Raw genomic sequence first — 19675 nt, forward strand, 5'->3', positions numbered from 1 at the left:
CCCGACTTTTTTTAAGATGAAACAAAAAAAATGCCGTCAAAATTTGTTTGTAAAAAAAAATAAAGTACCTTTGTCGCCTTTCATTTTTACTTTTTATTAGATTTATTTCAAACTGCACTGTCTACTAAGGACATATGCAGTTTTTTTATTTTAATGCTTTTGCAAATTCCCACATCACAATTCCGGCGCACACACTTACATTAAGAGAATGCTTGGTTCCAAGCTGTGGAATTTCTAAAAATACATCAATATTGGGAAGTACTTCATCACTGATTCCTTCTACCTCGTTTCCTAAAATCAAGGCGTACTTTTTTGATCTGTCAATCGTAAAATCTGTGATAAGCTGGCTTCCTGTAGTCTGCTCAATTCCGATGATTTCGTATCCTTTGCTTTTCAAATCTGCAATAGCAGCGTTGGTTTCTGTTTCATGAGACCAGTCTACACTTTCTGTTGCTCCCAATGCCGCTTTATGAATCTCACGGTGAGGTGGCTGTGGTGTAATTCCACAAAGGATTATTTTTTCAATTAAAAAGGCATCTGCCGTTCTGAAGGCTGCACCTACATTGTGCATACTTCTGATATTATCTAAAATGATGACCAACGGAATTTTTTCAACCTTCTTAAATGTTTCTACATCTATTCTGTTTAGTTCTTCCAGTTTTAGTTTCTGTACCAATTGTATTATTTTGTTGAGATTAATTTTCCGTCTTTATAGACCTCTGTTTTTTCTATGCTTCCGTCTTCACGGTAATGCACTCTGTTGCCGTTTCTTTTATCGTTGGCAAGCTCAGTTTCACGCTGTAATTTTCCTGATGGATAAAATACTTTCCATTTCCCGGTAGCAAGCCCGTTATCATACTGACCAATATCTTTCAATGATTTTCCATCTTCATGGAAGGTTTTGCTTTCTCCCTGTAATTTATTGAATTTATAATTGGAAATTTCAGTTATTTTACCTGCCGGAGAATAGAATGTTGCGGTAAGACTATTGTCATAAATATTCTTTTCTCCATTTCTGAAAGCTTCTTTGGAAGTGAGAACTCCATTCTTATCAAAATAGGACCATTCTTTTACTTTGTATCCTTTTTTATATTCTCCTTTCGACTGCACTTTTCCGTTATCATAATAAAAAACAGCATCACCATCCAGTTTCCCTTTTTTCCATTCTACTATATTTTTCACCTGGCCATTGTCATAAAATTCTCTGCAGGAGCCTTCCTGCAGCCCGTCCTTATATCCACAAGGTTTCTGTGCTGCAATCATAACAGAAGTGGAAAAAAACAATAGAAACATGTACTTCATAGCTATTTTTATTTCAAAAATAGTAAAATACTTATATTTGACTCAAAAATATACTATGAAAAAATTATTCACCTTATTTATATTAATATGGGGATTTATATCTCTGGAAGCACAAAACACCTATTATCCCCAAGCTTTTTTTGATAAAAAACTGGCAAGGGATATGCTTGGATTCGGAAACTCTACCATTGAAGGGCAGGCTTCTACCAAACAAAAAAACAACTGGGGCATCAAACCATTGCTTGGAGAAAAACATTATGCACCCAAAGGAACTGTTGTCATGCTTTTTCCTGTAACACCTTATTTTGAGGAGTTTTATAATATGAGAAAGAAATATGAAAATAAAAAAACAACAGTATATATGTCTGAAGAAGCTTTTAAATACAGAGTGGAAGCTTTAACTGATGATCACGGGAGGTTTAAATTTGAAAAACTGAAACCGGGTAAATATTATCTTGAAACTATTGTCAATTTTACTGCAACGGCAAGTTATCAGAAGCAGACAGGAACTTCGGATGCTTATAACGGCTATGGAGCTTATCTCTATTCTACTCCTATATACAGTACGTTTTTCTACGGATATTCTGCTGCCAACAGGGAAAGCAAATTTGTAGAGATAAAACAAGACGGCGAACTTAAAGAAATCAAGCTTTAGAAGCTTGATTTTTTATTTTCTGATCATAATCTGCTGTACATTTTTCTCAATGTTCTGCGCTAAGGTTTCCATAGGAATATCGTTTTCATCATTATTGAACGGATCTTCAATTTCTTCTGCAATAAGTTCAAGACTCATCAAAACATAATAAACGAAAACGGTAAGCGGAATCATAAAAAGGCCGATCGTAATAACGTATGCTATCGGAAGTGCAAAGACATACAGAATAATAAACTTCTTGATGAAAGAAGAGTAGGAGTAAGGGATCGGTGTATTTTTAATTCTTTCACAACCTCCACATACATCCAGAAATCCTGAAAGCTGGGTGTCTAAGTACAGCATTTCAACTTCAGAAATTTTTCCTTCTTTTTTTAATTGATTCAGTTTATGGCTAAGCAGAATAACTATTTCACTTGGGCCATGGTTTTTTAAAGAGCTTTCTATTTCAGAATAATCTTCATCCAGAGCCAGCCTGGTAGATTCCTTAGAAAGATGTTTAGCTAAAAAGTGTGGAAAGTATTTTAAATACCTTGCTATTTGCTCAGCATCCTGACGGTTGTCTCCAAGAATCGTATTGATTTTTATTGCAAAGTTTCTCGTGTCATTGACCAGTTTTCCCCAAAGTTTTCGTCCTTCCCACCAACGGTCATACGCAGTATTCGTTCTGAAAACCAGCAAAAGTGAAAGCACAAAACCCAGCAGAGAATGAATCATACCCACATTGCTCACTCCTGATTTTGTGGTAAGGTGCAGATACTCAACTTCCAGGTATTGAATTCCCCATGAGTATAATCCTACAAGAATCATACTTGGAAAAAGAATTTTTAAGGTGTCACTTTTGTGTAAACTGAACAGGATTTTAAGGAAATGTTTGGTGTTGTAGACTCTCATAAACGCTCTTATTACCACAAATATAAATTTTTCATCTGAGCTTTGCTAATGAGGTAAGGAAGTCTGAAGCCGGAAGAGGGAGGTTATGGGAGCCAAAGAAGTAGTAGGTTTGCAGACAAATATTAACTTCCTGCATCTATCTTCCAGCTTCCAGCCTTTTTAATCTTAATTTTCTCAGATTTCAAAAAAACACTATTTTTATTTCGCATTAAATACAAAGTACATGATCCTCGAAAACGTAGATATTGTAGATGATATCAGTAAAGAAGATTTTCAGAAAAACTATTTTAAAAAGCAGAAACCTCTTTTGATTAAGAATTTTGCCAGTCGATGGGACGCTTTTGACAAATGGAATCTTGCCTATATCAAAGAGAAGGCGGGAGATCAGGAGGTTCCGTTGTATGATAACAAACCTGCAGATGCGGCAAAAAGTTCTGACGCGCCGGTTACCCATATGAAAATGAAGGACTATATTGACACCATCAAAAGCAGACCTTCAGATTTGCGAATCTTTTTTTATATCATCACAGACAGGCTTCCCGAGCTTCTTAAAAACTTCACCTATCCTGATCTGGGAATAAAGTTCTTCAAAAGACTGCCGACTTTATTCTTTGGAGGAAGTGAAGCCCATGTTTTAATGCATTATGATGTGGATCTGGGTGATTTTATGCATGTTCATTTTGAAGGAAAGAAAAGAATTCTGCTGTTTGACCAGAAGCAGTCTCCGTTTTTGTATAAAGTTCCTTTGTCCGTTCATACCGTTTACGAGGTCGATTATGAAAATCCGGATTACGAAAAGTTCCCGGCATTGAAATATGCCAAAGGATACGAAATTTTTATGGAGCATGGTGATGCTCTCTTTATTCCGGGAGCTTTCTGGCACTTCAACAGATATCTGGAGCCCGGTTTTTCACTTTCATTAAGAGCGCTTCCGAATAAGCCGAATGTATTTGCCAATATGCTGTATCATGTTTTCATCATGAGGTATACGGATAAACTGATGCGAAAACTTTTCAAAGCAAAATGGGTGAATTACAAGCAGAAATGGGCCTATAAGAAAAGTTCAGAGGCTTTGGAAAAGCACCTTTCAAAAAAATAAACATTATACATTTGATAATTTTAACGCATTGAGCGCAATGTTTAGGGATAGCTGCTAATAAAGGTTCGCAAGGGCGTTTCACTCAGCGAGGGAAGCACTTCAATTGCTAAATAAAATGCCCTTGCGAACGAAAATCAGAAGCATAATATCAATTTTCTTTGCTTCTTAGCGTTAGATTTAGATCAATTTATTTATTAATAAGCCCAAATATCGTTGCGTCTACGAATTTTCCCTTTTCAAAAAAATAATCTTTCAACGTTCCTTCTTTGCTGAAATTTAAAGAAGTCAACAGCCTTTCGGATGAAATATTGGAAGGGTCAATGAATGCATCTACGCGGTGAAGTCTCATGGTTTCAAATCCATAGGTTAAAATAGGAAGAATAGCTTCTTTCATATAAGACTGCTGCCAGAATTTTGGATTGAGCTCATAGCCGACCTCTGCCCTGAAATGTTCCCTGTACCAGTTGTGATAACCACAGGTTCCGATGACTTTTCCGTCGGATTTCAGTTCCAGAGCCCATCTGAAGCCTTTCCCTTTTTCGAATTCACTGTTAAAATGCTGGATGATGCGACGGGAGTCATCTTCCGTCTTGAAGGGAGCAAGGTCATAATATTCCATAACTTCATCCAGAGAAAAGTATTCAAATAAGTCTTGGGTATCATTAAAAGTAAGCTGGCGCAAAATAAGTCTTTCAGTCTCTAAAACAGGAAATTCCATGAATAATGTGATTTGATGGGTGAAAATACGATTAATTACTGATAAAGAAAAACATAGAAGATTAACCCGCAAACAATTCTCTTACCCTGAATTTATTTTTCTAAATTTGGGGCTCATTTTTTACTATGGCAAAAACGAAGAAGGAAACTCCACTAATGACTCAGTACAATACCATCAAGGGTAAATACCCGGATGCGCTTTTACTTTTCAGAGTAGGGGATTTTTATGAAACTTTTGGGCAGGATGCCGTGAGAACATCCCAGATTCTGGGTATTGTCCTTACCAAAAGAAACAATGGAGAAGGCAGTGTAGAGCTTGCAGGATTCCCACATCACTCAATAGATTCTTATCTTCCCAAACTGGTAAGAGCAGGAATGAGGGTGGCTATCTGTGATCAGCTGGAAGATCCGAAAATGGTGAAGGGAATTGTGAAACGTGGTGTTACTGAGTTGGTTACTCCAGGAGTTACCTTTAATGATCAGGTTTTAAATTCCAAAAAAAATAACTTCCTTCTTTCATTGCATAAAGAAAAAGAGAAGTACGGAATTGCCTTAGTAGACATCTCCACAGGAGAGTTTCTGGTAAGTGAAGGAAACCTGGAAAAGCTTTTGCACATTATCAATACCTTTGATCCGAGTGAGATTATTTTCCAGAGAAGTACTCAGATTCCGGAACAGATCAAAAATAAAAATGCCTTTAAGCTTGAAGACTGGGCTTTCCAATATAATTTTGCCTACGAAAAATTAACCAATCACTTTAAAACCAATTCTTTAAAAGGTTTTGGAGTGGAAAGCCTTCCGCTGGCCATTACAGCTGCAGGTGCTATTTTTGCCTATCTGGTAGAAGATACTCATCATAATCTGCTTGCCCATATTACAAAACTGCAGATTATTCCACAGGAAGATTATCTGATGATGGATAATTTTACCCTGAGAAACCTGGAAATTGTTTATCCAAGTAATCCTCAGGGAAAATCTCTGCTGGATATCATTGATAAAACGTCTACTCCAATGGGTGGAAGATTACTGAGAAGAAGAATCATTCTTCCTTTAAAATCTGTGGATGAGATTATGAGAAGACTCTCTCTGATTGACTTCTTAAACGAAAATGATGCGCTGAAATACGAAATCTGCCAGCTTTTGAAATCGATTTCTGATCTTGACAGATTGATGGGAAAACTGGCTGCAGAGAAAATTTCACCTAAAGAACTGGGGTATTTGCGTCAAAGTTTAATTAATATTCATAAAATCAAAGCTTTATTACATCCTCATGCCGATGTGCTGTCGTGGTTAGAGCCTTTATTTGATCTGGATGAACTGATTACATATTTGCAAAATCACCTTAATGAAGAACTGCCGGTAAGTATTGCGAAAGGGAATATCATTAAAGAAGGCGTTTCCGAAGAACTGGACAGATTAAGAAATCTTCAGAGCAAAGGACGTGGTTTCCTGGATGAAATGTGCCAGAGAGAGATTGAAAGAACTGGAATTACCAGCCTTAAAATTGATTTTAACAACGTTTTCGGATATTATATAGAGGTTCGAAATACCCATAAAGATAAAGTTCCGGATGACTGGGTAAGAAAACAGACCCTGGTAAATGCTGAAAGATACATTACCGAAGAGCTGAAAGAATACGAAAACCAGATCCTGGGTGCCGAAGAAAAAATAGGCGTTCTGGAAACTTCATTATATAGAAATGTATGTGGGGAAACAATGGTTTATATTGATCAGATTCAAGGAAATTCCAATATCATTGCCCAGCTTGATGTGGCTGCAGGACTATCCGAACTGGCTGTATCTGAGAGTTATACAAAACCTGTTTTGAATGACGGCTATGCCATTGATTTAAAAGAAGCCAGACACCCGATTATTGAAAATGCTCTTCCACTGGGAGAAAAATATATCCCGAATGATATCTTTCTGGATAAAGATTCCCAGCAGATTATCATGGTAACTGGACCCAATATGGCCGGTAAATCGGCAATTCTGCGTCAAACGGCCATTGTATGTCTTTTGGCCCAGATTGGAAGTTTTGTGCCTGCAAAACATGCAGAAATCGGAATGCTTGATAAAATATTTACAAGGGTAGGAGCTACCGACAATATTTCTGCCGGAGAATCTACTTTCATGGTAGAAATGAACGAGGCGGCCAATATTCTGAATAATATTTCCGAGCGAAGCCTGATTTTACTGGATGAAATCGGCCGTGGAACCTCCACTTATGATGGTGTTTCTATTGCATGGGCTATTGCTGAATATCTTCATCAGCATCCTACACAGGCTAAAACGCTATTTGCAACGCACTATCATGAGCTGAATGAAATGACCGTTAATTTCGAAAGAGTGAAAAATTTCCATGTTTCTATTCAGGAAAACAAAGGAAATATCATTTTCCTGAGAAAACTGATTCCGGGGGGAAGTGAACACAGTTTTGGTATTCATGTGGCAAAACTGGCCGGAATGCCTGCCAAAGTAGTGAACAGAGCCAATGAAATACTTAAAACTCTTGAAGCTAGCAGAACACAAGAAACAGGAAGTACCTCTGAGAGTATTAAAAGGGTGACAGAAGAAAATATGCAGCTTTCTTTCTTCCAGCTTGATGATCCTGTTCTGGAGAATATCCGGGAAGAACTGACAAAAATAGATATCAATACTTTAACACCTATTGAAGCTTTAATGAAGCTGAATGCGATAAAAAAAATGATTGGAGGGTAATCCAATCATTTTTTTAATAATGTTAAAAGTCTGTTTAGCAGCAGTAGCCGTCATTACCTCTAGGACCGATAATAAGGAAGTGACTGACTCCTCTTAGTTTGCATAGTCCTTCAGCGCAGGCAGCTGCCCCTCCGTTAATTTCCTTGAGTTCAGCTTTGTTGAGTTTTCTTGTTTTCAGGTTTGAATTTTTCATATTCCTTGTTTAAGTGTTACAAACTTGATTAACAACAAAATCCATCCTGCATACCCGGAACTCCATATCGGTCTTCACCCGTATGAGGATCTGTACAGCTTATTACTCTTGGGCATACTGGTCTGTTTGCACCACCGCTGATCTCTTTCAGCTCCATTTTACTCAATTTTCTTTTCTGATTTTTTGAATTTTTCATAATAATTTTAATTTGGTAAAAGCTAATTTACAAGATATTTTATTATGTTCAAAATATTGTGAGTCAAATTGTTAACTTTTTTAGGAGGAGAATCTATTTTATAAAAAAAGATTGAGGGTAGCCTCAATCCTTATTTATCTAACAAAGTTTATGGGATACTAACAGCAATAGCCATTTTTATCACCAGCACCAAGCTGCCATTCTTCAAATTCGCCTCTACGGCAGAATCCGTCCCAGCATACTCTGCCGCTTCCTGTGATTTCCTTTAACTCACTTTTCGTCAGTTTTCTTTTTTGAATGTTTGATTTTTTCATGATGATTTGGTTTTGGTTATTGTTTTAAGTGTATTTGATTAGCAGCAAAATCCGGTGCTGTCTAAAGGTCCTATGGTATATTCATCATCTGTTCCTCTTACCCTGCAAAGGCCTTCCCAGCATATTCCAGGTCCATTTCCTCCCGTGATATTTTTTAATGCCTTTTTACTCAGTTTTTTCTGATTTTTTAATTTTTTCATGATATTTTAGTTTGATTTAACCCAAATATATAAAAATCATCTATATAATTCTATTACTTGTGAAAAAATTAACATATATGCAAAAAAAAGAGCCTTAGCGGCTCTCTTTATTATAAATGATTGTACTCATAAGTAATCAATTCACTATTCGTTATCCCCGTTCCTGTCTTATTATAATACGTTTTGACACTTTTGGTAGGGTATCCACTGTTATTGTATTCGTAGGTGGATTTAAAGATTCCCCATTCGCCGCTTCCAGCTCCATCGTTATAATTAAGGACATGGTTGTAGCTTTCGATATTGTGTATAGATCCGTTTTCGTCTTCGCTATCAATAATTTTTAAAAACCCTGTTATATTTTTAAAAGGAATATTCTTGGTATCATACACGATAGGCTGTAAAGTACCTGTAGCACTATGAAAACCACCTGCATTATTGGGTACTGATGCGGTTTCTGTCCAGCTGTTAAGTGAGCCGTCAGCATTTAATGTTGCTGTTTTGCTGCCTGTTCTTATGGCTGAGGATCCGGTAAAGCTTGCAGTATAAGTGATTTTCACACTATTACTGGAAAGATAGTTATAATTGGTTTCCACTGTAGAAGTCGTTCCGGAAGACAGGGAAGTCTCACTATATATTTTTTTGCTTAATCTGCTGCTTCCATCGTAACTATATGTCGTTTTATAACTTTTGCTTAAACCGGTAGTTATCTGTTGAGTAATGAGATCTCCGGAATAACTGAAGAGGGTAATTTCACCATTGGTGATATTTTTAATCTGGGAAATTTTAGAGCCACTGTAAGTATAGGTTGAGGTCTCTCCGTCAGAAACCATTTTTGTTACTAGAACCGGGCTGTTATTATTAGTATTCGTATTTCCACTGTTGTTAGACGAAGTATCATCATCGCTACTGCTTGTGCATGATGCCAAAAAGAAAATTGGCAGAAGTAAATAAGATTTTTTCATGGTTTTGATTTAAGTTGCAAAAATATCAAAAAAATAAATCAATGGACAAATAAATAGTTTGTTTGTAAGAGATTTAGTGATTAGATGAATTTTATTTTTGTATATTGTTGTATTGTAGTTGTTTATATTTTAATAATGAAAAACATAATAAAAATATCAACCCTGTTTTTATTCTGTACGGTTTTTAAAGCCCAGCAGACGGAAGTTTCTGTAGTAAAATATGAAGATCTGGAGAAGAGAATTCAGCAGGAAAAAGATAAATTGCTTGTGGTCAACTTCTGGTCCACAACCTGTGCCCCATGCGTAAAAGAACTTCCTCATTTTATGGAAGTAAATAATAAATATGCAGATAATGAGAAGTATAAGATGATTCTGGTCTCGTTGGACAGACTGGCGGATCAAGAAAGGGTATTGAAATTCATTAAAAATAAAAATCTGACTGCAGAGGTCCTTCTGTTGCATGATATTAAAAGAATGAATACCTGGATTCCAAGATTTGAAAAAGATTGGGATGGAAATATTCCGGTAACATTGTTCTACAAAAACGGGTCAAAAATTCATTTCAATGACGGTGAAATGAGCAAAGAAGATCTGGAAAAAGAAATTAAAGAAAACCTGCAATAAATAATTGAGTATGAAAAACTTTAAAATTATAATGACCGCCTTGATCGTTGGGCTGGGATTATTAAGCTTTACAGCAAAAGACCAGGATAAAAATACCAATCAGAAGGAGAATGTTCCCGTTGTAAAAGGCTATGAAGTAGGAGATGAAGCTGTGGATTTTAAACTTAAAAATATCGATGGGAAAATGGTTTCCCTGAGTGATTTTAAAAGCGCGAAAGGATTCATTGTTATATTTACCTGCAACCATTGTCCTTACGCAAAGAAATACGAAGACAGGATTATTGAGTTGGATAAAAAATACAAAGCTCAGGGGTATCCGGTAATTGCCATTAACCCTAACGATCCTAATGTACAGCCGGAAGACGGCTATCAGCAGATGATTGAAAGAGCAAAACAGAAAGGATTCACTTTTCCTTATCTGGTAGATGACGGACAGAAAATTTATCCGCAGTATGGCGCCACAAAAACGCCTCATGTTTTTGTGCTGAAAAAAGAAAATGGAAAGAATATCGTAAAATATATTGGTGCGATCGACAATAATTATGATAACCCGAATGATGTGTCGGAATATTATGCACAGGATGCGGTAAATGCTCTGATCAAAGGAGAACCGGTAAAAATGACTAAAACGGTAGCCATTGGATGTACAATCAAAGTAAAGAAATAATATATTTGCCTGTATAAAATAAAATCGGTGTTCTTTGATACCGATTTTTTATGCCTTAAACCCAATTTTGAAATGAAATTCCAATTCAGCCTGAAATATTTTTTTCTGACCATCCTTATTTTTCTTGCAGAAGTGCTGATCGCCACCAAACTCAGTGATATTTTCTTTGTGAGAGCTTACCTTGGTGACGTTATTGTGGTCATGCTTCTTTATACTTTTGTAAAGAGTTTTATAAAAGTAAATGATCAGAAACTGATTTTTGGAATTCTGATTTTTTCATTGATGGTGGAATTTGCACAATATTTCAATATTGCAGAAAAATTAGGCTTCCGTCCAGGAAGCCTGATGTATATTGTCATTGGAAATTCTTTCTCATGGATTGATAACCTTTGCTATGCCGTAGGCTGTTTGATTCTCTATATTATCGTAAAAACAACGAAGAATGAAAACCTAACCTCAGCATCTAATTCTTAGTCTCTGCAAATCAATACTTTTTATCTTCCAAAACTATCATATTTATCCTCTGCATATTTGGTAAATCGGTTCAGTAAAGCTACATTTTCCTTTTCCATAGGAGAAAGGTCATTATCTACATTGCTGGAAACAGGAATATACCAATCTGTTTGCTCAAAGAAGTTTCGGTAGGTTTCTTTTTTAAAAGAATAACCATGTCTTGCAAATACTGAGTTTTTGATGATCTCAAGGTCCAGTTTTCTTAAGTTTTTAAGATCTTTTTCCGTCAGCTTCTGCTTGGATGCATTTAGTTTGAAGATCGCTTCAGAAGCGATACGGTTTTTAGAGGTTTTATAGCTTTCTGTTTTTCCCGTTTCTTCATCGGTATATTTTTCAGTAAATTCTTTAGGGTTTGACCAGTCTACGAGGTCAGAATCCTTATCCAGCATGAAATTGGGATTGTAAACGAACTCTTTTTTAGTCAGTTTAAGTGTTTTTGATGGGGCTTTAACGCTTGCTTTATCGAAAGCATTCCACTTTCCGGTTAAGCTGTCTCCTTTTAAGTTTACTTCAAACCTTCCATCTGTTTTATCATTGCCGGGTTCATCCAATACGAAAGATGCCGTAGATTCATTAAAAACACCTCGGAACGGACGCTGATTTCCATTAACGATACTTTGTCCGTAAACGCTGTCTTTGGTGATTCTGTTGATCTTTAAAGAAATTCTTTTATAGTTGCTGACATCATATTCTGAGCCGTCTGTCTGATCAACTACCTTTTCCATTCCGGCAAATTCGCCGGTATAAATTCCGTAATATTCCTGGTGAACTTCAGGGACTACCGCAGAATCCTTCTTTGCGGTCAGAGAATCTTTTCCTGATTCGGTAGTCTTTCCTTCTTTTTTGCAGCTTAACAGAGCAACTGTAAGCAGGGAAATCAGTGTGTAATTTACAATTTTCATAGATGTTTTTTTGTGATTAAATATTCAATAATAAGGATGTTGGGAATCCAACCCAGCCATGCAATGATCTGATAGACGTCCATTGGGTTGGGATGAAATAAATATACAATAATTACCTTCCACATTCTCAAGGTAATAGCAGATAATGTAAAAGCAAAACTCCGCCACATCCACTGCTTGTGTTCTTTAAACTTTTTCTGTCTCGCCAGCTGATAGGCTTTCAACGTTGAAAACCACCATAAAAAGCCTAAAATAACAAAGGAAATCTTCGATAAAATACCTCCATTGGCAAATATCCCCATATAAATCCCTGAAGGCGCGGCAAAAATTAGAATGAGAAAAATATACATTTTTCCCATATTCCTGTGGAAATTTTTGAATCCAAAATCCTTTCTGAGCAAGGCAAGAAAACCCGAAAGAAGTACAAAAATAGCTGTATAGACATGAGTATAGAAAACGGGAAGGTATTCAGGTCTTGCTGATACTTCTGTCTGTTTGATCATCAGAAAGCTCACCTCAGGATTAAAAGGAATATATTCTAATGTAATCTTCAGCATTAGCCAAAAGAAATATGCAAATCCAAGAACTAAAAGGATTTTAAAGAGAACTGCAGTATTTATTTTGACTGATAGCATTTTAATTATTAGAAATTAATAATGAAAGGAAGATTAAACCAAATCATTACGGTATTCCCCTTATATTCTCCGGGTTTCCATTGGGTTTTCATAGATTTCATCACTCTTTCTACTTCATGATTAAGGGATTCATTGTCTCCGGTTACGATAATCGTTTCAATATAACCTTTAGCATTGACAGAAAACCTTGCTTGTGAACTTGTTCTTCCTTTGGCTCCTTTTATTCGGTTCGTATTTATTTTTTGAGATACCTCCCGCATAAATGCTGAAAGCCCCCCTGGATATTCTGCCTGCTTACTTTGTTCAGGAATAAACTTATCTCTGGAATGATCTCCTGTGGGTGGTGTTTTGGTTTCCTGCGTTTGTGAGAAAGCGAGCCCAAATCCAAGGCACAACGCGAAGGTTACTATTTTTTTCATGGTTTATTTGTATTCAGATTATTTATTTTCAAAGAAATCAATGACTAATTCATTGAATAATTCAGGTTTTTCTTCTGGAACATAATGACTTGCATTTGGGATGATAGCTAATTGTCCTTTTGGGATATATTCTGCGATTTTTACCGTATGTTCTGTTTTTATAAGATCATTATCACCAGCAATGATCAATGAAGGGCACTGAATTTTATTCAGGTCTTCATACTTCCATTGGGGATACTTCAAATCCAGATTCAGAAGATCAATAAAGATATCATTTTTATGGTCCTTATTCTCTTTAATAAGGTTCACGAGCATTTCTTTCATGGATTTTAAATCATTATCTTTGACTCCTTCCGGAAAAATATTGGCTCCTGAGCATGCTATTTTGTCTACCATCTCCGGATATTTCATTGCCATAGACAGTGCGAGAATTCCTCCGTCACTCCAGCCAAGAATTTTTGTCTTTTTGATGTTCAGCTTCTCTAAAAACTGCTTAAGATCCTCTGTCTGAATATCAAAAGTAAGTTCTTTCGTTTTGTCATACGTAGATCTTCCCCGTTCACGGCAATCGACAATGATCACTTTATGTTTTTTGGCAAATGTATCTTTTTGGTTCATAAAGGCACTGATGGATTGGCCATTGCCATGAAGCATAAGAACCGGCTCACCTTCTCCATAGACTTCATAGTATAATTTGATGCCATTAACATCCATAAATTTTCCCTCCGGCATTGCTCCGATAATACCACGACCTTTGATCAACAAAGATTTTCTGCCACCGAATGGTTTATAATCTGAAGTTTCAATTGTAAAATGTTTTACGTGCTTTATTTTCTGAGAACGGATTCCTTCAAACCAACCGTTCGAAGGTGCTATCTCTTTTTCAAAACCTGAGTTTTCCAAAGGAATTTCAGTCCATTTTTTTGACTTTCCATCATTGACTTCCAACTTAAAATCGTCAAAATAAAAATCCCCGTTGCTTTGTGCAAAAGCTCCAATATTCATGGTCTTTGCAGATGGATTGATGCTTCCTTTTATTTCGTAGGTTTTCCATTCATGGGTTACCTGGATTCCATAATATTGATTTTCAAAGAAACTAGTAGACTCATCTTTATTATTTATTCTGCACCATAACCCACAATTGGAACCATTATCCTCATTGTCTTTTCTGATTTTTGCCGTTATACGGAAGTTCCAGTTAGGTTTATTCTCTATATTGACAGCTTGCGTGAATGAAGTCCAGTCAGAGACAATTGTTTTTTCCTGGCCATATCCTAAACAGAACAAGAGTAGAAGTAAGAAACCGAATTTTTTTTTCATGTATTTAGTTTTTATTAAAAGTAATATTTTTTTACAAGCTGTTGAGATCCTGTGCAATCAGCCACCCCTCACTCCAGCATGCCTGGAAATTGAATCCTCCTGTCACGGCGTCAATATTCAAAACTTCTCCGGCGATATAGAAATTGGGAAGGAGTTTTGAAGACATGTTTTTAAAGTTAATTTCCTTTAAATCAATCCCTCCGGCTGTCACGAACTCATCTTTAAAAGTAGATTTTCCGGTTACCTGAAACTTTTTTCTGCAAAGATTTTCCAGTATTTTCTGCATCTCTTTTCCGGAAATATTGGCTACCTGTTTATTAAGATCAACCTTTGAACTCTCCAGAATCTTTTGCCAGAATCTGTTGGTAATATCGAAGATCTTTGACTGGCCAATGGTCTTTTTAGGGTTGTTTTGTTTGAAATTATGGAAGAGTTCTTCCGCTTCATCTATTTCTATAGAAATAAAATTAACTTCAATTTCAAAGTTATATTTAAGCTTTGCCAGACTAATGGCTTCCCATGCAGAAATTTTCAGAACAGCAGGTCCGGAAAGTCCCCAGTGCGTAATAAGTAATGGACCGCTTTCTTCTGTCTTAAGCTTTGGAATTGAAATTCCAGCGTTTTCAAAACTCGTTCCCGGAAGATCTTTCAGCAATTCATCTTTAATATTGAATGTGAAAAGGGAAGGAACAAGGTCTACAATCTTATGACCAAGGTTTTCGACAATTTTCAACGATTTTGGAGAACTTCCGGTCGTATAAACGATATAATTGGCTTCAAAATCACCTGAATTGGTTCTTACAATATATTTTTCGTCCTGTTTTTCAATCTCTTTTACCGTACATTTTGTTTTTACTGAAATATTTTTCTTTTGAGTTTCATTCAGAAAAGTATTGATGATGGTCTGAGAAGAATTACTTTCAGGAAAAGTTCTGTTATCGTTTTCAATTTTCAAAGGAACGTTTCGTTGATCGAACCACTCCATCGTATCACCAGGTTGAAATTTAGTAAAGACACTTAATAATTCCTTGTTTCCACGGGGATAAAACTGAACCAATTCTCTTGGATCAAAGCATGCATGAGTGACATTGCAGCGTCCGCCCCCAGAGATTTTAACTTTCTGAAGGACATCTGAGTTCTGTTCTAAAATGGTAACCGTATATTTCTTTTCGTCAAGATTAGATGCACAGAAAAAGCCTGCAGCACCGCCTCCGATAATAATGATCTGTTTCATGTATATGTAATCCTATGCGGAAGATTATTTTTTCAAAAGTACAATTTTTATAAACCATCTTATTTGAGTATTTTTGAAGATTATAATTTTAATTATATCAAAAACGATTTTCATATGATTTTCTACCATAAATTTGAAGTAAGATGGAGCGATCTTGATGCCAACAAGCATCTGGCCAATTCATCATATGTACAGTATTGTGCACAGGCCAGAATGGCTTTTATGACTAAAGAGAAAATGGGAGTTACCCAGCTGAGCAGATGGGGAATAGGCCCGGTAATCCTGCATGAAAGATACTCTTTCTTCAAAGAAATCTATGCAGATCAGATCGTCATTGTAAGTGTAGAAATAGACGGATGTGCAGAAGATTCTTCCATCTACCGTTTTGTACACAAATTCTATACTCCGGACGGGATGCACTGTGCTACTGCAGAAGCTACAGGAGTATGGATTGATATGATGCTTAGAAAAATGACCACTCCACCGGATGATGTAGTAGAAGCAATGAATAAGTATAAAACCCCGGACACTGTTGTATTATCGAAAGAAGACTTCAAAAAGTTTCCTTTCCACCCACACAATATTGACCCGGCAGAAATTAATATATAAATGATGAATGATGGTTGATACAGAATGAGAATCTGTATTCAGGAATATCAATTATCATTTATCAATCATCACTTATAAAAAGAAATTTATGTTTGAAGATAAATCACAGGAGCTTACGCCCATTTCAAAATTAGGAGAATTTGGCCTTATTAAACATTTGACAGAACATTTTCCTTTATCCAATGAATCTTCAGAACTTGGAGTAGGAGATGACGCGGCAGTAATTAATCCGGACAACAAAAAAGTAGTTCTTACAACAGATGTCCTGGCGGAAGGAGTACACTTCAATCTTGGGTATGTGCCATTGAAGCACTTAGGGTATAAAGCTGTAGTCGTAAACCTTAGTGATATTGCTGCAATGAATGCGACCCCTACACAGATATTGGTTTCCCTTGCGGTATCTAACCGTTTTCCTGTGGAAGCTTTAGAAGAAATCTATTCCGGAATCCAGGCAGCATGTGGAAGATACAAAGTTGATTTGGTTGGAGGCGATACTACAAGTTCAAATTCTGGTCTCGTCATGAGTATTACAGCTGTAGGCATTGAAAATGAAGAAAATATCGTAAAAAGAAACGGAGCAAAACCTAATGATCTTCTTGTCGTAACAGGAGATTTAGGTGGAGCCTATATGGGTTTACAGATTCTGGAAAGAGAACATGCAGTGTATCTTGCTGATCCGAATATGCAGCCGGAAATGGAAGGTTATGATTATATCCTTGAAAGACAATTGAAGCCTGAAGCAAGAACAGATGTTAAAACAATTCTGGAAGAGTTGGATATCATGCCAACTTCTATGATTGATATTTCAGACGGTCTGGCTTCCGAAATCCTTCACCTTTCAGATCAGTCAAATGTAGGATTCAGATTGTATGAAGAAAAAGTTCCGTTGGATAATCTTACCATCTCTACGGCAGATGAAATGAATTTGAACCCGGTAATGACAGCTTTAAGCGGTGGGGAAGATTATGAACTTCTGTTCACGATTTCACCAAATGATTTTGATAAAATTAAAAACCACCCGGATTTTACTATTATTGGACACGCAGTGGAAAAAGAAGAAGGAAATTTCATGGTTGCAAGAGGGTCCAACCAGCTGGTAGCTCTTACCGCTCAGGGTTGGGATGCTTTTTTAAACCAATAAACTGAAAATTATATTTAATTTTAAATATTGTAAGAAAACCGCAGCACTTTTTTGCTGTGGTTTTTGTTTCCGGTTAATTATTTTACACTTTAATGATGACTACGCCTGAAAAAGAAATTCCCGTTCACCATTTGACTTCTGAAGAGTTCCAGATGAGTACGCTGAGTGCAGCGGGCCCGGAGAATTTTCATGATGTTCACCGGCATAATTTTTTTGAAATTATCTGGTTCAGGGAAGTGTATGAAAACAGCCGTTTAGAACTGGACTTTGAAAGCTATCAGCTTGAAAACAACCATATCTGTATCATTGCACCCGGACAGGCCTTCAATATGAAACTGGAAGGAGAGGAGGGATATGCAATGGCAATAAGCAGAGAAATTTTCAATGAATCCTGTGATATAGAATCAGTACTCACAGGAGGCGAGATTCCTTTTCTTTTAAATCCTAAAAATGAAAAAACCTGCAGTACCATCATATCACTGATGGAGCAGGAGTATACAACAACATCAAGGACAGAACTCTTAAAGGCTTATCTCAAAGCGTTTTGTATCATCATCGGAGAGCAGATTATCTCTCAGGAACCTTTATTGAATGACCGCCAGCGTATTCAGGAACTGGTGGGACTTATTGACAGACATTATATCGTGTATAAAGAGACCGGTTTTTATGCTGATCAGTTGAAAATCAGTACTCACCATCTAAATGATATAGTGCGCCATCTGAGGGGAACAACTGTAAAAAAGATGATCTCCCAGCGCCTTATCCTTGAGGCTAAAAGAGAGCTTAGCTTTGGAGCCCTCACGGTGAAGGAAATCGCTTTTAAACTCGGTTTTAACGATGCTTCATACTTTTCAAGGTTTTTTAAGAAACATACGGGGCAAAATCCTGACAACTTTAAGAATAATGAAAAAAGGTAATCCTCAATATTTACTGTAATGATAGGCTTATATTAATATTTTTTATTTTTAAATCTTCACTTTGTCCTATACTTCCTTCAGTTCTTTTATTGAAAAATGATACTTTTTAAAGCAATTTTGCAGCTGAAAAAAATGCCTGCGAAGGCTTATTGTTATTTATGAAGAAGAATTTGAATATTGTAGTGTTTATTCTCGCACTGCTCAACACGTTGGAGTCGCTAAGTATAGATCTTTATCTCCCTGCTTTCCCAAGTATGTCCAAAATTTTTAACACTGATATCGGGCATATTCAGGTATCTATTTCTGTGTTTTTTGCAGGTTTTGCTTTCGGGCAGCTATTATGGGGGCCTTTATCTGATAAAAAAGGAAGAAAACCCATGTTGTACTGTGGGCTTTTACTTTTCATTATAGGAGCTACAGCCATCTATTTTACCTCGGATATTTATGTATTATGGGCGATGCGTTTTCTGCAGGCGTTCGGAGGAAGTGCCGGAATTGTGATCGGAAGGGCTATTATTATTGATCTCTATGACAAGCACAAAGCAGTCACCATCTTTTCACAACAATCGCAGATCAGTGGGATTGCACCCATTGTTGCTCCGTTACTGGGAAGTGTATTCCTTAAATTCTGGGGCTGGAACAGTTCTTTTGCCTTTTTATGCATCATGGGATTGATCACATTTTTTATGGTTTACAAATATGTGCCGGAAACCAATACCAGAATCCATCTTTCCGATGATGAAAAGCTGGATGAAAAAGGATTAAAAGAACAGCTGAAAATGATCATCTCCAACAGAGATTTTATCAACAGTACAATGGTTGGAAGTATTGCTTTTGCTTCTTTGATTATTTACATCTCCAATGCCCCGTTTTTATTCATGGAGATTCATGGCTTTTCCAGCAGTACATTCAGTTTTATTTTTGCTTTCAACTCATTGGCATTGATAACCGCTGCTTATATTACACCCAAACTGATCAAGAGAATAAGCAATTCCACTCTTTTATTTGCTGCTACTATTGTTTTGTTGGTCGTATGTACCCTTCATATTCTGATTGCCGCTGAAAACCTTTCTGTAGCACTGGAAATTGCAATGCTGTACCTGTCATTGCTGGCCATTGGTATTTTGTTTCCCATTACGTCTGCCCATGCCTTATCACCATTTAAAGAAGGAAGAGGAACAGCCGCTGCATTACTTGGTTTTATGCAGTTGATGGTTACATTTTTGATGTCAGCATTACTGGGATTTTTGGAAGCAGATTCTATTATTCCAATGGTGGTAACGCGTTCTGCAATGGCATTGATTGCAGTAGGGTTCGGGTATCATATTTTTAAGAAGACAAAAGTAAGCGCTACAATAGTTCCTCAATCCGGAAATTAATCCTCCTATTTGATCCTGTTGTCATACAATCCCGGCACTTAATCAAGTAATTTTTGTAAAAAACAGCC

24 protein-coding genes are annotated in these 19675 nt (G+C 36.6%); 10 read left to right on the forward strand and 14 right to left on the reverse strand.

The window, feature by feature from the left end:
* Nucleotides 1–145 precede the first annotated feature (145 nt).
* Together FB551_RS16090 and FB551_RS16095 are read right to left on the reverse strand one after the other, a co-directional pair.
* Nucleotides 146–676 (reverse strand): RNA methyltransferase, encoded by a 531-nt coding sequence (locus FB551_RS16090; RefSeq protein WP_047426605.1) that lies wholly within the window; start codon nucleotides 674–676, stop codon nucleotides 146–148.
* A 5-nt stretch (nucleotides 677–681) separates the two neighbouring features.
* A complete protein-coding gene (locus tag FB551_RS16095; protein ID WP_142018232.1) occupies nucleotides 682–1302 on the reverse strand; it encodes a toxin-antitoxin system YwqK family antitoxin in 621 nt (206 codons plus the stop codon).
* 55 nt (nucleotides 1303–1357) lie between these two features.
* Between FB551_RS16095 and FB551_RS16100 the strand changes: the two genes are divergently transcribed.
* Nucleotides 1358–1957: a hypothetical protein gene (locus tag FB551_RS16100; RefSeq protein ID WP_047426611.1), complete on the forward strand. Its 600-nt coding sequence runs from the start codon at nucleotides 1358–1360 to the stop codon at nucleotides 1955–1957.
* 12 nt (nucleotides 1958–1969) lie between these two features.
* Here FB551_RS16100 and FB551_RS16105 read toward each other — a convergent pair whose 3' ends face one another.
* Nucleotides 1970–2848, reverse strand: coding sequence for a bestrophin family protein (locus FB551_RS16105; RefSeq protein ID WP_047426614.1), 879 nt, complete (start codon nucleotides 2846–2848; stop codon nucleotides 1970–1972).
* A 223-nt stretch (nucleotides 2849–3071) separates the two neighbouring features.
* On the opposite strand from FB551_RS16105, the gene FB551_RS16110 reads away from it, so the two are divergent.
* Entirely contained in the window at nucleotides 3072–3947 is an 876-nt protein-coding gene (locus tag FB551_RS16110; protein WP_047426617.1) for a cupin-like domain-containing protein, read from the forward strand.
* Nucleotides 3948–4134: 187 nt separating this feature from the next.
* Here the strand turns inward: FB551_RS16110 and FB551_RS16115 are convergent, their stop codons facing one another.
* Nucleotides 4135–4665: a GNAT family N-acetyltransferase gene (locus FB551_RS16115; protein WP_142018234.1), complete on the reverse strand. Its 531-nt coding sequence runs from the start codon at nucleotides 4663–4665 to the stop codon at nucleotides 4135–4137.
* Between the two features lie 125 nt (nucleotides 4666–4790).
* Between FB551_RS16115 and mutS the strand changes: the two genes are divergently transcribed.
* Nucleotides 4791–7382, forward strand: coding sequence for a DNA mismatch repair protein MutS (gene mutS / locus FB551_RS16120; protein WP_142018235.1), 2592 nt, complete (start codon nucleotides 4791–4793; stop codon nucleotides 7380–7382).
* Nucleotides 7383–7416: 34 nt separating this feature from the next.
* On the opposite strand, the gene FB551_RS23325 is transcribed toward mutS, so the two are convergent.
* The 5 genes from FB551_RS23325 to FB551_RS16130 all read right to left on the reverse strand — a co-directional run bounded on the left by FB551_RS23325 (nucleotide 7417) and on the right by FB551_RS16130 (nucleotide 9247).
* Complete coding sequence (locus FB551_RS23325; protein WP_167497881.1) at nucleotides 7417–7575, reverse strand: hypothetical protein; 159 nt, start codon at nucleotides 7573–7575, stop codon at nucleotides 7417–7419.
* A gap of 28 nt (nucleotides 7576–7603) precedes the next feature.
* Nucleotides 7604–7771 carry a hypothetical protein gene (locus tag FB551_RS23330; protein WP_156121298.1) on the reverse strand — a complete coding sequence of 56 codons (168 nt, stop codon included), beginning with the start codon at nucleotides 7769–7771 and terminating at the stop codon, nucleotides 7604–7606.
* A 158-nt stretch (nucleotides 7772–7929) separates the two neighbouring features.
* Nucleotides 7930–8085: a hypothetical protein gene (locus FB551_RS23335; protein ID WP_156106405.1), complete on the reverse strand. Its 156-nt coding sequence runs from the start codon at nucleotides 8083–8085 to the stop codon at nucleotides 7930–7932.
* Nucleotides 8086–8123: 38 nt separating this feature from the next.
* The gene (locus FB551_RS16125) at nucleotides 8124–8285 is read right to left on the reverse strand and encodes a bacteriocin-like protein (RefSeq protein ID WP_142018236.1); all 162 of its coding nucleotides are present in this window, start codon (nucleotides 8283–8285) and stop codon (nucleotides 8124–8126) included.
* Between the two features lie 110 nt (nucleotides 8286–8395).
* A complete protein-coding gene (locus FB551_RS16130) occupies nucleotides 8396–9247 on the reverse strand; it encodes a hypothetical protein (RefSeq protein WP_142018237.1) in 852 nt (283 codons plus the stop codon).
* Nucleotides 9248–9382: 135 nt separating this feature from the next.
* Here FB551_RS16130 and FB551_RS16135 point away from each other — a divergent pair, with 135 nt between their 5' ends.
* The 3 genes from FB551_RS16135 to FB551_RS16145 all read left to right on the forward strand — a co-directional run bounded on the left by FB551_RS16135 (nucleotide 9383) and on the right by FB551_RS16145 (nucleotide 11012).
* Nucleotides 9383–9871: a TlpA family protein disulfide reductase gene (locus FB551_RS16135; protein WP_142018238.1), complete on the forward strand. Its 489-nt coding sequence runs from the start codon at nucleotides 9383–9385 to the stop codon at nucleotides 9869–9871.
* Nucleotides 9872–9881: 10 nt separating this feature from the next.
* A complete protein-coding gene (locus FB551_RS16140; protein ID WP_142018239.1) occupies nucleotides 9882–10538 on the forward strand; it encodes a thioredoxin family protein in 657 nt (218 codons plus the stop codon).
* A gap of 72 nt (nucleotides 10539–10610) precedes the next feature.
* On the forward strand, nucleotides 10611–11012 hold the full coding sequence (locus FB551_RS16145; protein WP_047426643.1) for a ribosomal maturation YjgA family protein: 402 nt from the start codon (nucleotides 10611–10613) through the stop codon (nucleotides 11010–11012).
* 20 nt (nucleotides 11013–11032) lie between these two features.
* Here FB551_RS16145 and FB551_RS16150 read toward each other — a convergent pair whose 3' ends face one another.
* The 5 genes from FB551_RS16150 to FB551_RS16170 form a co-directional block, all read right to left on the reverse strand.
* Nucleotides 11033–11953, reverse strand: a complete 921-nt coding sequence (locus FB551_RS16150) for a YARHG domain-containing protein (RefSeq protein ID WP_142018240.1) — start codon at nucleotides 11951–11953, stop codon at nucleotides 11033–11035.
* Nucleotides 11950–12510, reverse strand: a complete 561-nt coding sequence (locus FB551_RS16155; protein WP_226798716.1) for a DUF2306 domain-containing protein — start codon at nucleotides 12508–12510, stop codon at nucleotides 11950–11952. Before FB551_RS16155 ends, FB551_RS16150 begins: the two co-directional genes overlap by 4 nt.
* Before the next feature lie 86 nt (nucleotides 12511–12596).
* Nucleotides 12597–13007, reverse strand: coding sequence for a hypothetical protein (locus FB551_RS16160; RefSeq protein WP_142018242.1), 411 nt, complete (start codon nucleotides 13005–13007; stop codon nucleotides 12597–12599).
* An 18-nt stretch (nucleotides 13008–13025) separates the two neighbouring features.
* Complete coding sequence (locus tag FB551_RS16165) at nucleotides 13026–14327, reverse strand: alpha/beta fold hydrolase (protein WP_142018243.1); 1302 nt, start codon at nucleotides 14325–14327, stop codon at nucleotides 13026–13028.
* 31 nt (nucleotides 14328–14358) lie between these two features.
* Nucleotides 14359–15561 carry a BaiN/RdsA family NAD(P)/FAD-dependent oxidoreductase gene (locus FB551_RS16170; protein WP_142018244.1) on the reverse strand — a complete coding sequence of 401 codons (1203 nt, stop codon included), beginning with the start codon at nucleotides 15559–15561 and terminating at the stop codon, nucleotides 14359–14361.
* A 114-nt stretch (nucleotides 15562–15675) separates the two neighbouring features.
* Here FB551_RS16170 and FB551_RS16175 point away from each other — a divergent pair, with 114 nt between their 5' ends.
* The 4 genes from FB551_RS16175 (at nucleotide 15676) to FB551_RS16190 (ending at nucleotide 19607) form a co-directional block, all read left to right on the forward strand.
* Nucleotides 15676–16170, forward strand: coding sequence for an acyl-CoA thioesterase (locus tag FB551_RS16175; protein WP_047427802.1), 495 nt, complete (start codon nucleotides 15676–15678; stop codon nucleotides 16168–16170).
* A gap of 88 nt (nucleotides 16171–16258) precedes the next feature.
* Entirely contained in the window at nucleotides 16259–17311 is a 1053-nt protein-coding gene (gene thiL / locus FB551_RS16180; protein ID WP_142018245.1) for a thiamine-phosphate kinase, read from the forward strand.
* 92 nt (nucleotides 17312–17403) lie between these two features.
* Entirely contained in the window at nucleotides 17404–18228 is an 825-nt protein-coding gene (locus tag FB551_RS16185; protein WP_142018246.1) for a helix-turn-helix domain-containing protein, read from the forward strand.
* 158 nt (nucleotides 18229–18386) lie between these two features.
* On the forward strand, nucleotides 18387–19607 hold the full coding sequence (locus tag FB551_RS16190) for a multidrug effflux MFS transporter (RefSeq protein ID WP_142018247.1): 1221 nt from the start codon (nucleotides 18387–18389) through the stop codon (nucleotides 19605–19607).
* The last annotated feature ends 68 nt before the right edge of the window (nucleotides 19608–19675 follow it).

Origin of the sequence: Chryseobacterium aquifrigidense (assembly GCF_006716485.1) — a bacterium.
GTDB lineage: Bacteria > Bacteroidota > Bacteroidia > Flavobacteriales > Weeksellaceae > Chryseobacterium > Chryseobacterium vietnamense.

Bases quoted from the DNA above. Each gene is read 5' to 3' on its own strand.
- FB551_RS16175 (WP_047427802.1), top strand. From the start codon at position 15,676: ATGATTTTCTACCATAAATTTGAAGTAAGATGGAGCGATCTTGATGCC.
- FB551_RS16160 (WP_142018242.1), bottom strand. From the start codon at position 13,007: ATGAAAAAAATAGTAACCTTCGCGTTGTGCCTTGGATTTGGGCTCGCT.
- FB551_RS16115 (WP_142018234.1), bottom strand. From the start codon at position 4,665: ATGGAATTTCCTGTTTTAGAGACTGAAAGACTTATTTTGCGCCAGCTT.
- FB551_RS16185 (WP_142018246.1), top strand. From the start codon at position 17,404: ATGATGACTACGCCTGAAAAAGAAATTCCCGTTCACCATTTGACTTCT.
- mutS (WP_142018235.1), top strand. From the start codon at position 4,791: ATGGCAAAAACGAAGAAGGAAACTCCACTAATGACTCAGTACAATACC.
- FB551_RS16170 (WP_142018244.1), bottom strand. From the start codon at position 15,561: ATGAAACAGATCATTATTATCGGAGGCGGTGCTGCAGGCTTTTTCTGT.
- FB551_RS16095 (WP_142018232.1), bottom strand. From the start codon at position 1,302: ATGAAGTACATGTTTCTATTGTTTTTTTCCACTTCTGTTATGATTGCA.
- FB551_RS16110 (WP_047426617.1), top strand. From the start codon at position 3,072: ATGATCCTCGAAAACGTAGATATTGTAGATGATATCAGTAAAGAAGAT.
- FB551_RS16135 (WP_142018238.1), top strand. From the start codon at position 9,383: ATGAAAAACATAATAAAAATATCAACCCTGTTTTTATTCTGTACGGTT.
- FB551_RS16150 (WP_142018240.1), bottom strand. From the start codon at position 11,953: ATGAAAATTGTAAATTACACACTGATTTCCCTGCTTACAGTTGCTCTG.
- FB551_RS16155 (WP_226798716.1), bottom strand. From the start codon at position 12,510: ATGCTGAAGATTACATTAGAATATATTCCTTTTAATCCTGAGGTGAGC.
- FB551_RS16130 (WP_142018237.1), bottom strand. From the start codon at position 9,247: ATGAAAAAATCTTATTTACTTCTGCCAATTTTCTTTTTGGCATCATGC.
- FB551_RS16105 (WP_047426614.1), bottom strand. From the start codon at position 2,848: ATGAGAGTCTACAACACCAAACATTTCCTTAAAATCCTGTTCAGTTTA.
- FB551_RS16100 (WP_047426611.1), top strand. From the start codon at position 1,358: ATGAAAAAATTATTCACCTTATTTATATTAATATGGGGATTTATATCT.
- FB551_RS16145 (WP_047426643.1), top strand. From the start codon at position 10,611: ATGAAATTCCAATTCAGCCTGAAATATTTTTTTCTGACCATCCTTATT.
- FB551_RS16140 (WP_142018239.1), top strand. From the start codon at position 9,882: ATGAAAAACTTTAAAATTATAATGACCGCCTTGATCGTTGGGCTGGGA.
- FB551_RS23325 (WP_167497881.1), bottom strand. From the start codon at position 7,575: ATGAAAAATTCAAACCTGAAAACAAGAAAACTCAACAAAGCTGAACTC.
- thiL (WP_142018245.1), top strand. From the start codon at position 16,259: ATGTTTGAAGATAAATCACAGGAGCTTACGCCCATTTCAAAATTAGGA.
- FB551_RS16125 (WP_142018236.1), bottom strand. From the start codon at position 8,285: ATGAAAAAATTAAAAAATCAGAAAAAACTGAGTAAAAAGGCATTAAAA.
- FB551_RS16190 (WP_142018247.1), top strand. From the start codon at position 18,387: ATGAAGAAGAATTTGAATATTGTAGTGTTTATTCTCGCACTGCTCAAC.
- FB551_RS23330 (WP_156121298.1), bottom strand. From the start codon at position 7,771: ATGAAAAATTCAAAAAATCAGAAAAGAAAATTGAGTAAAATGGAGCTG.
- FB551_RS23335 (WP_156106405.1), bottom strand. From the start codon at position 8,085: ATGAAAAAATCAAACATTCAAAAAAGAAAACTGACGAAAAGTGAGTTA.
- FB551_RS16165 (WP_142018243.1), bottom strand. From the start codon at position 14,327: ATGAAAAAAAAATTCGGTTTCTTACTTCTACTCTTGTTCTGTTTAGGA.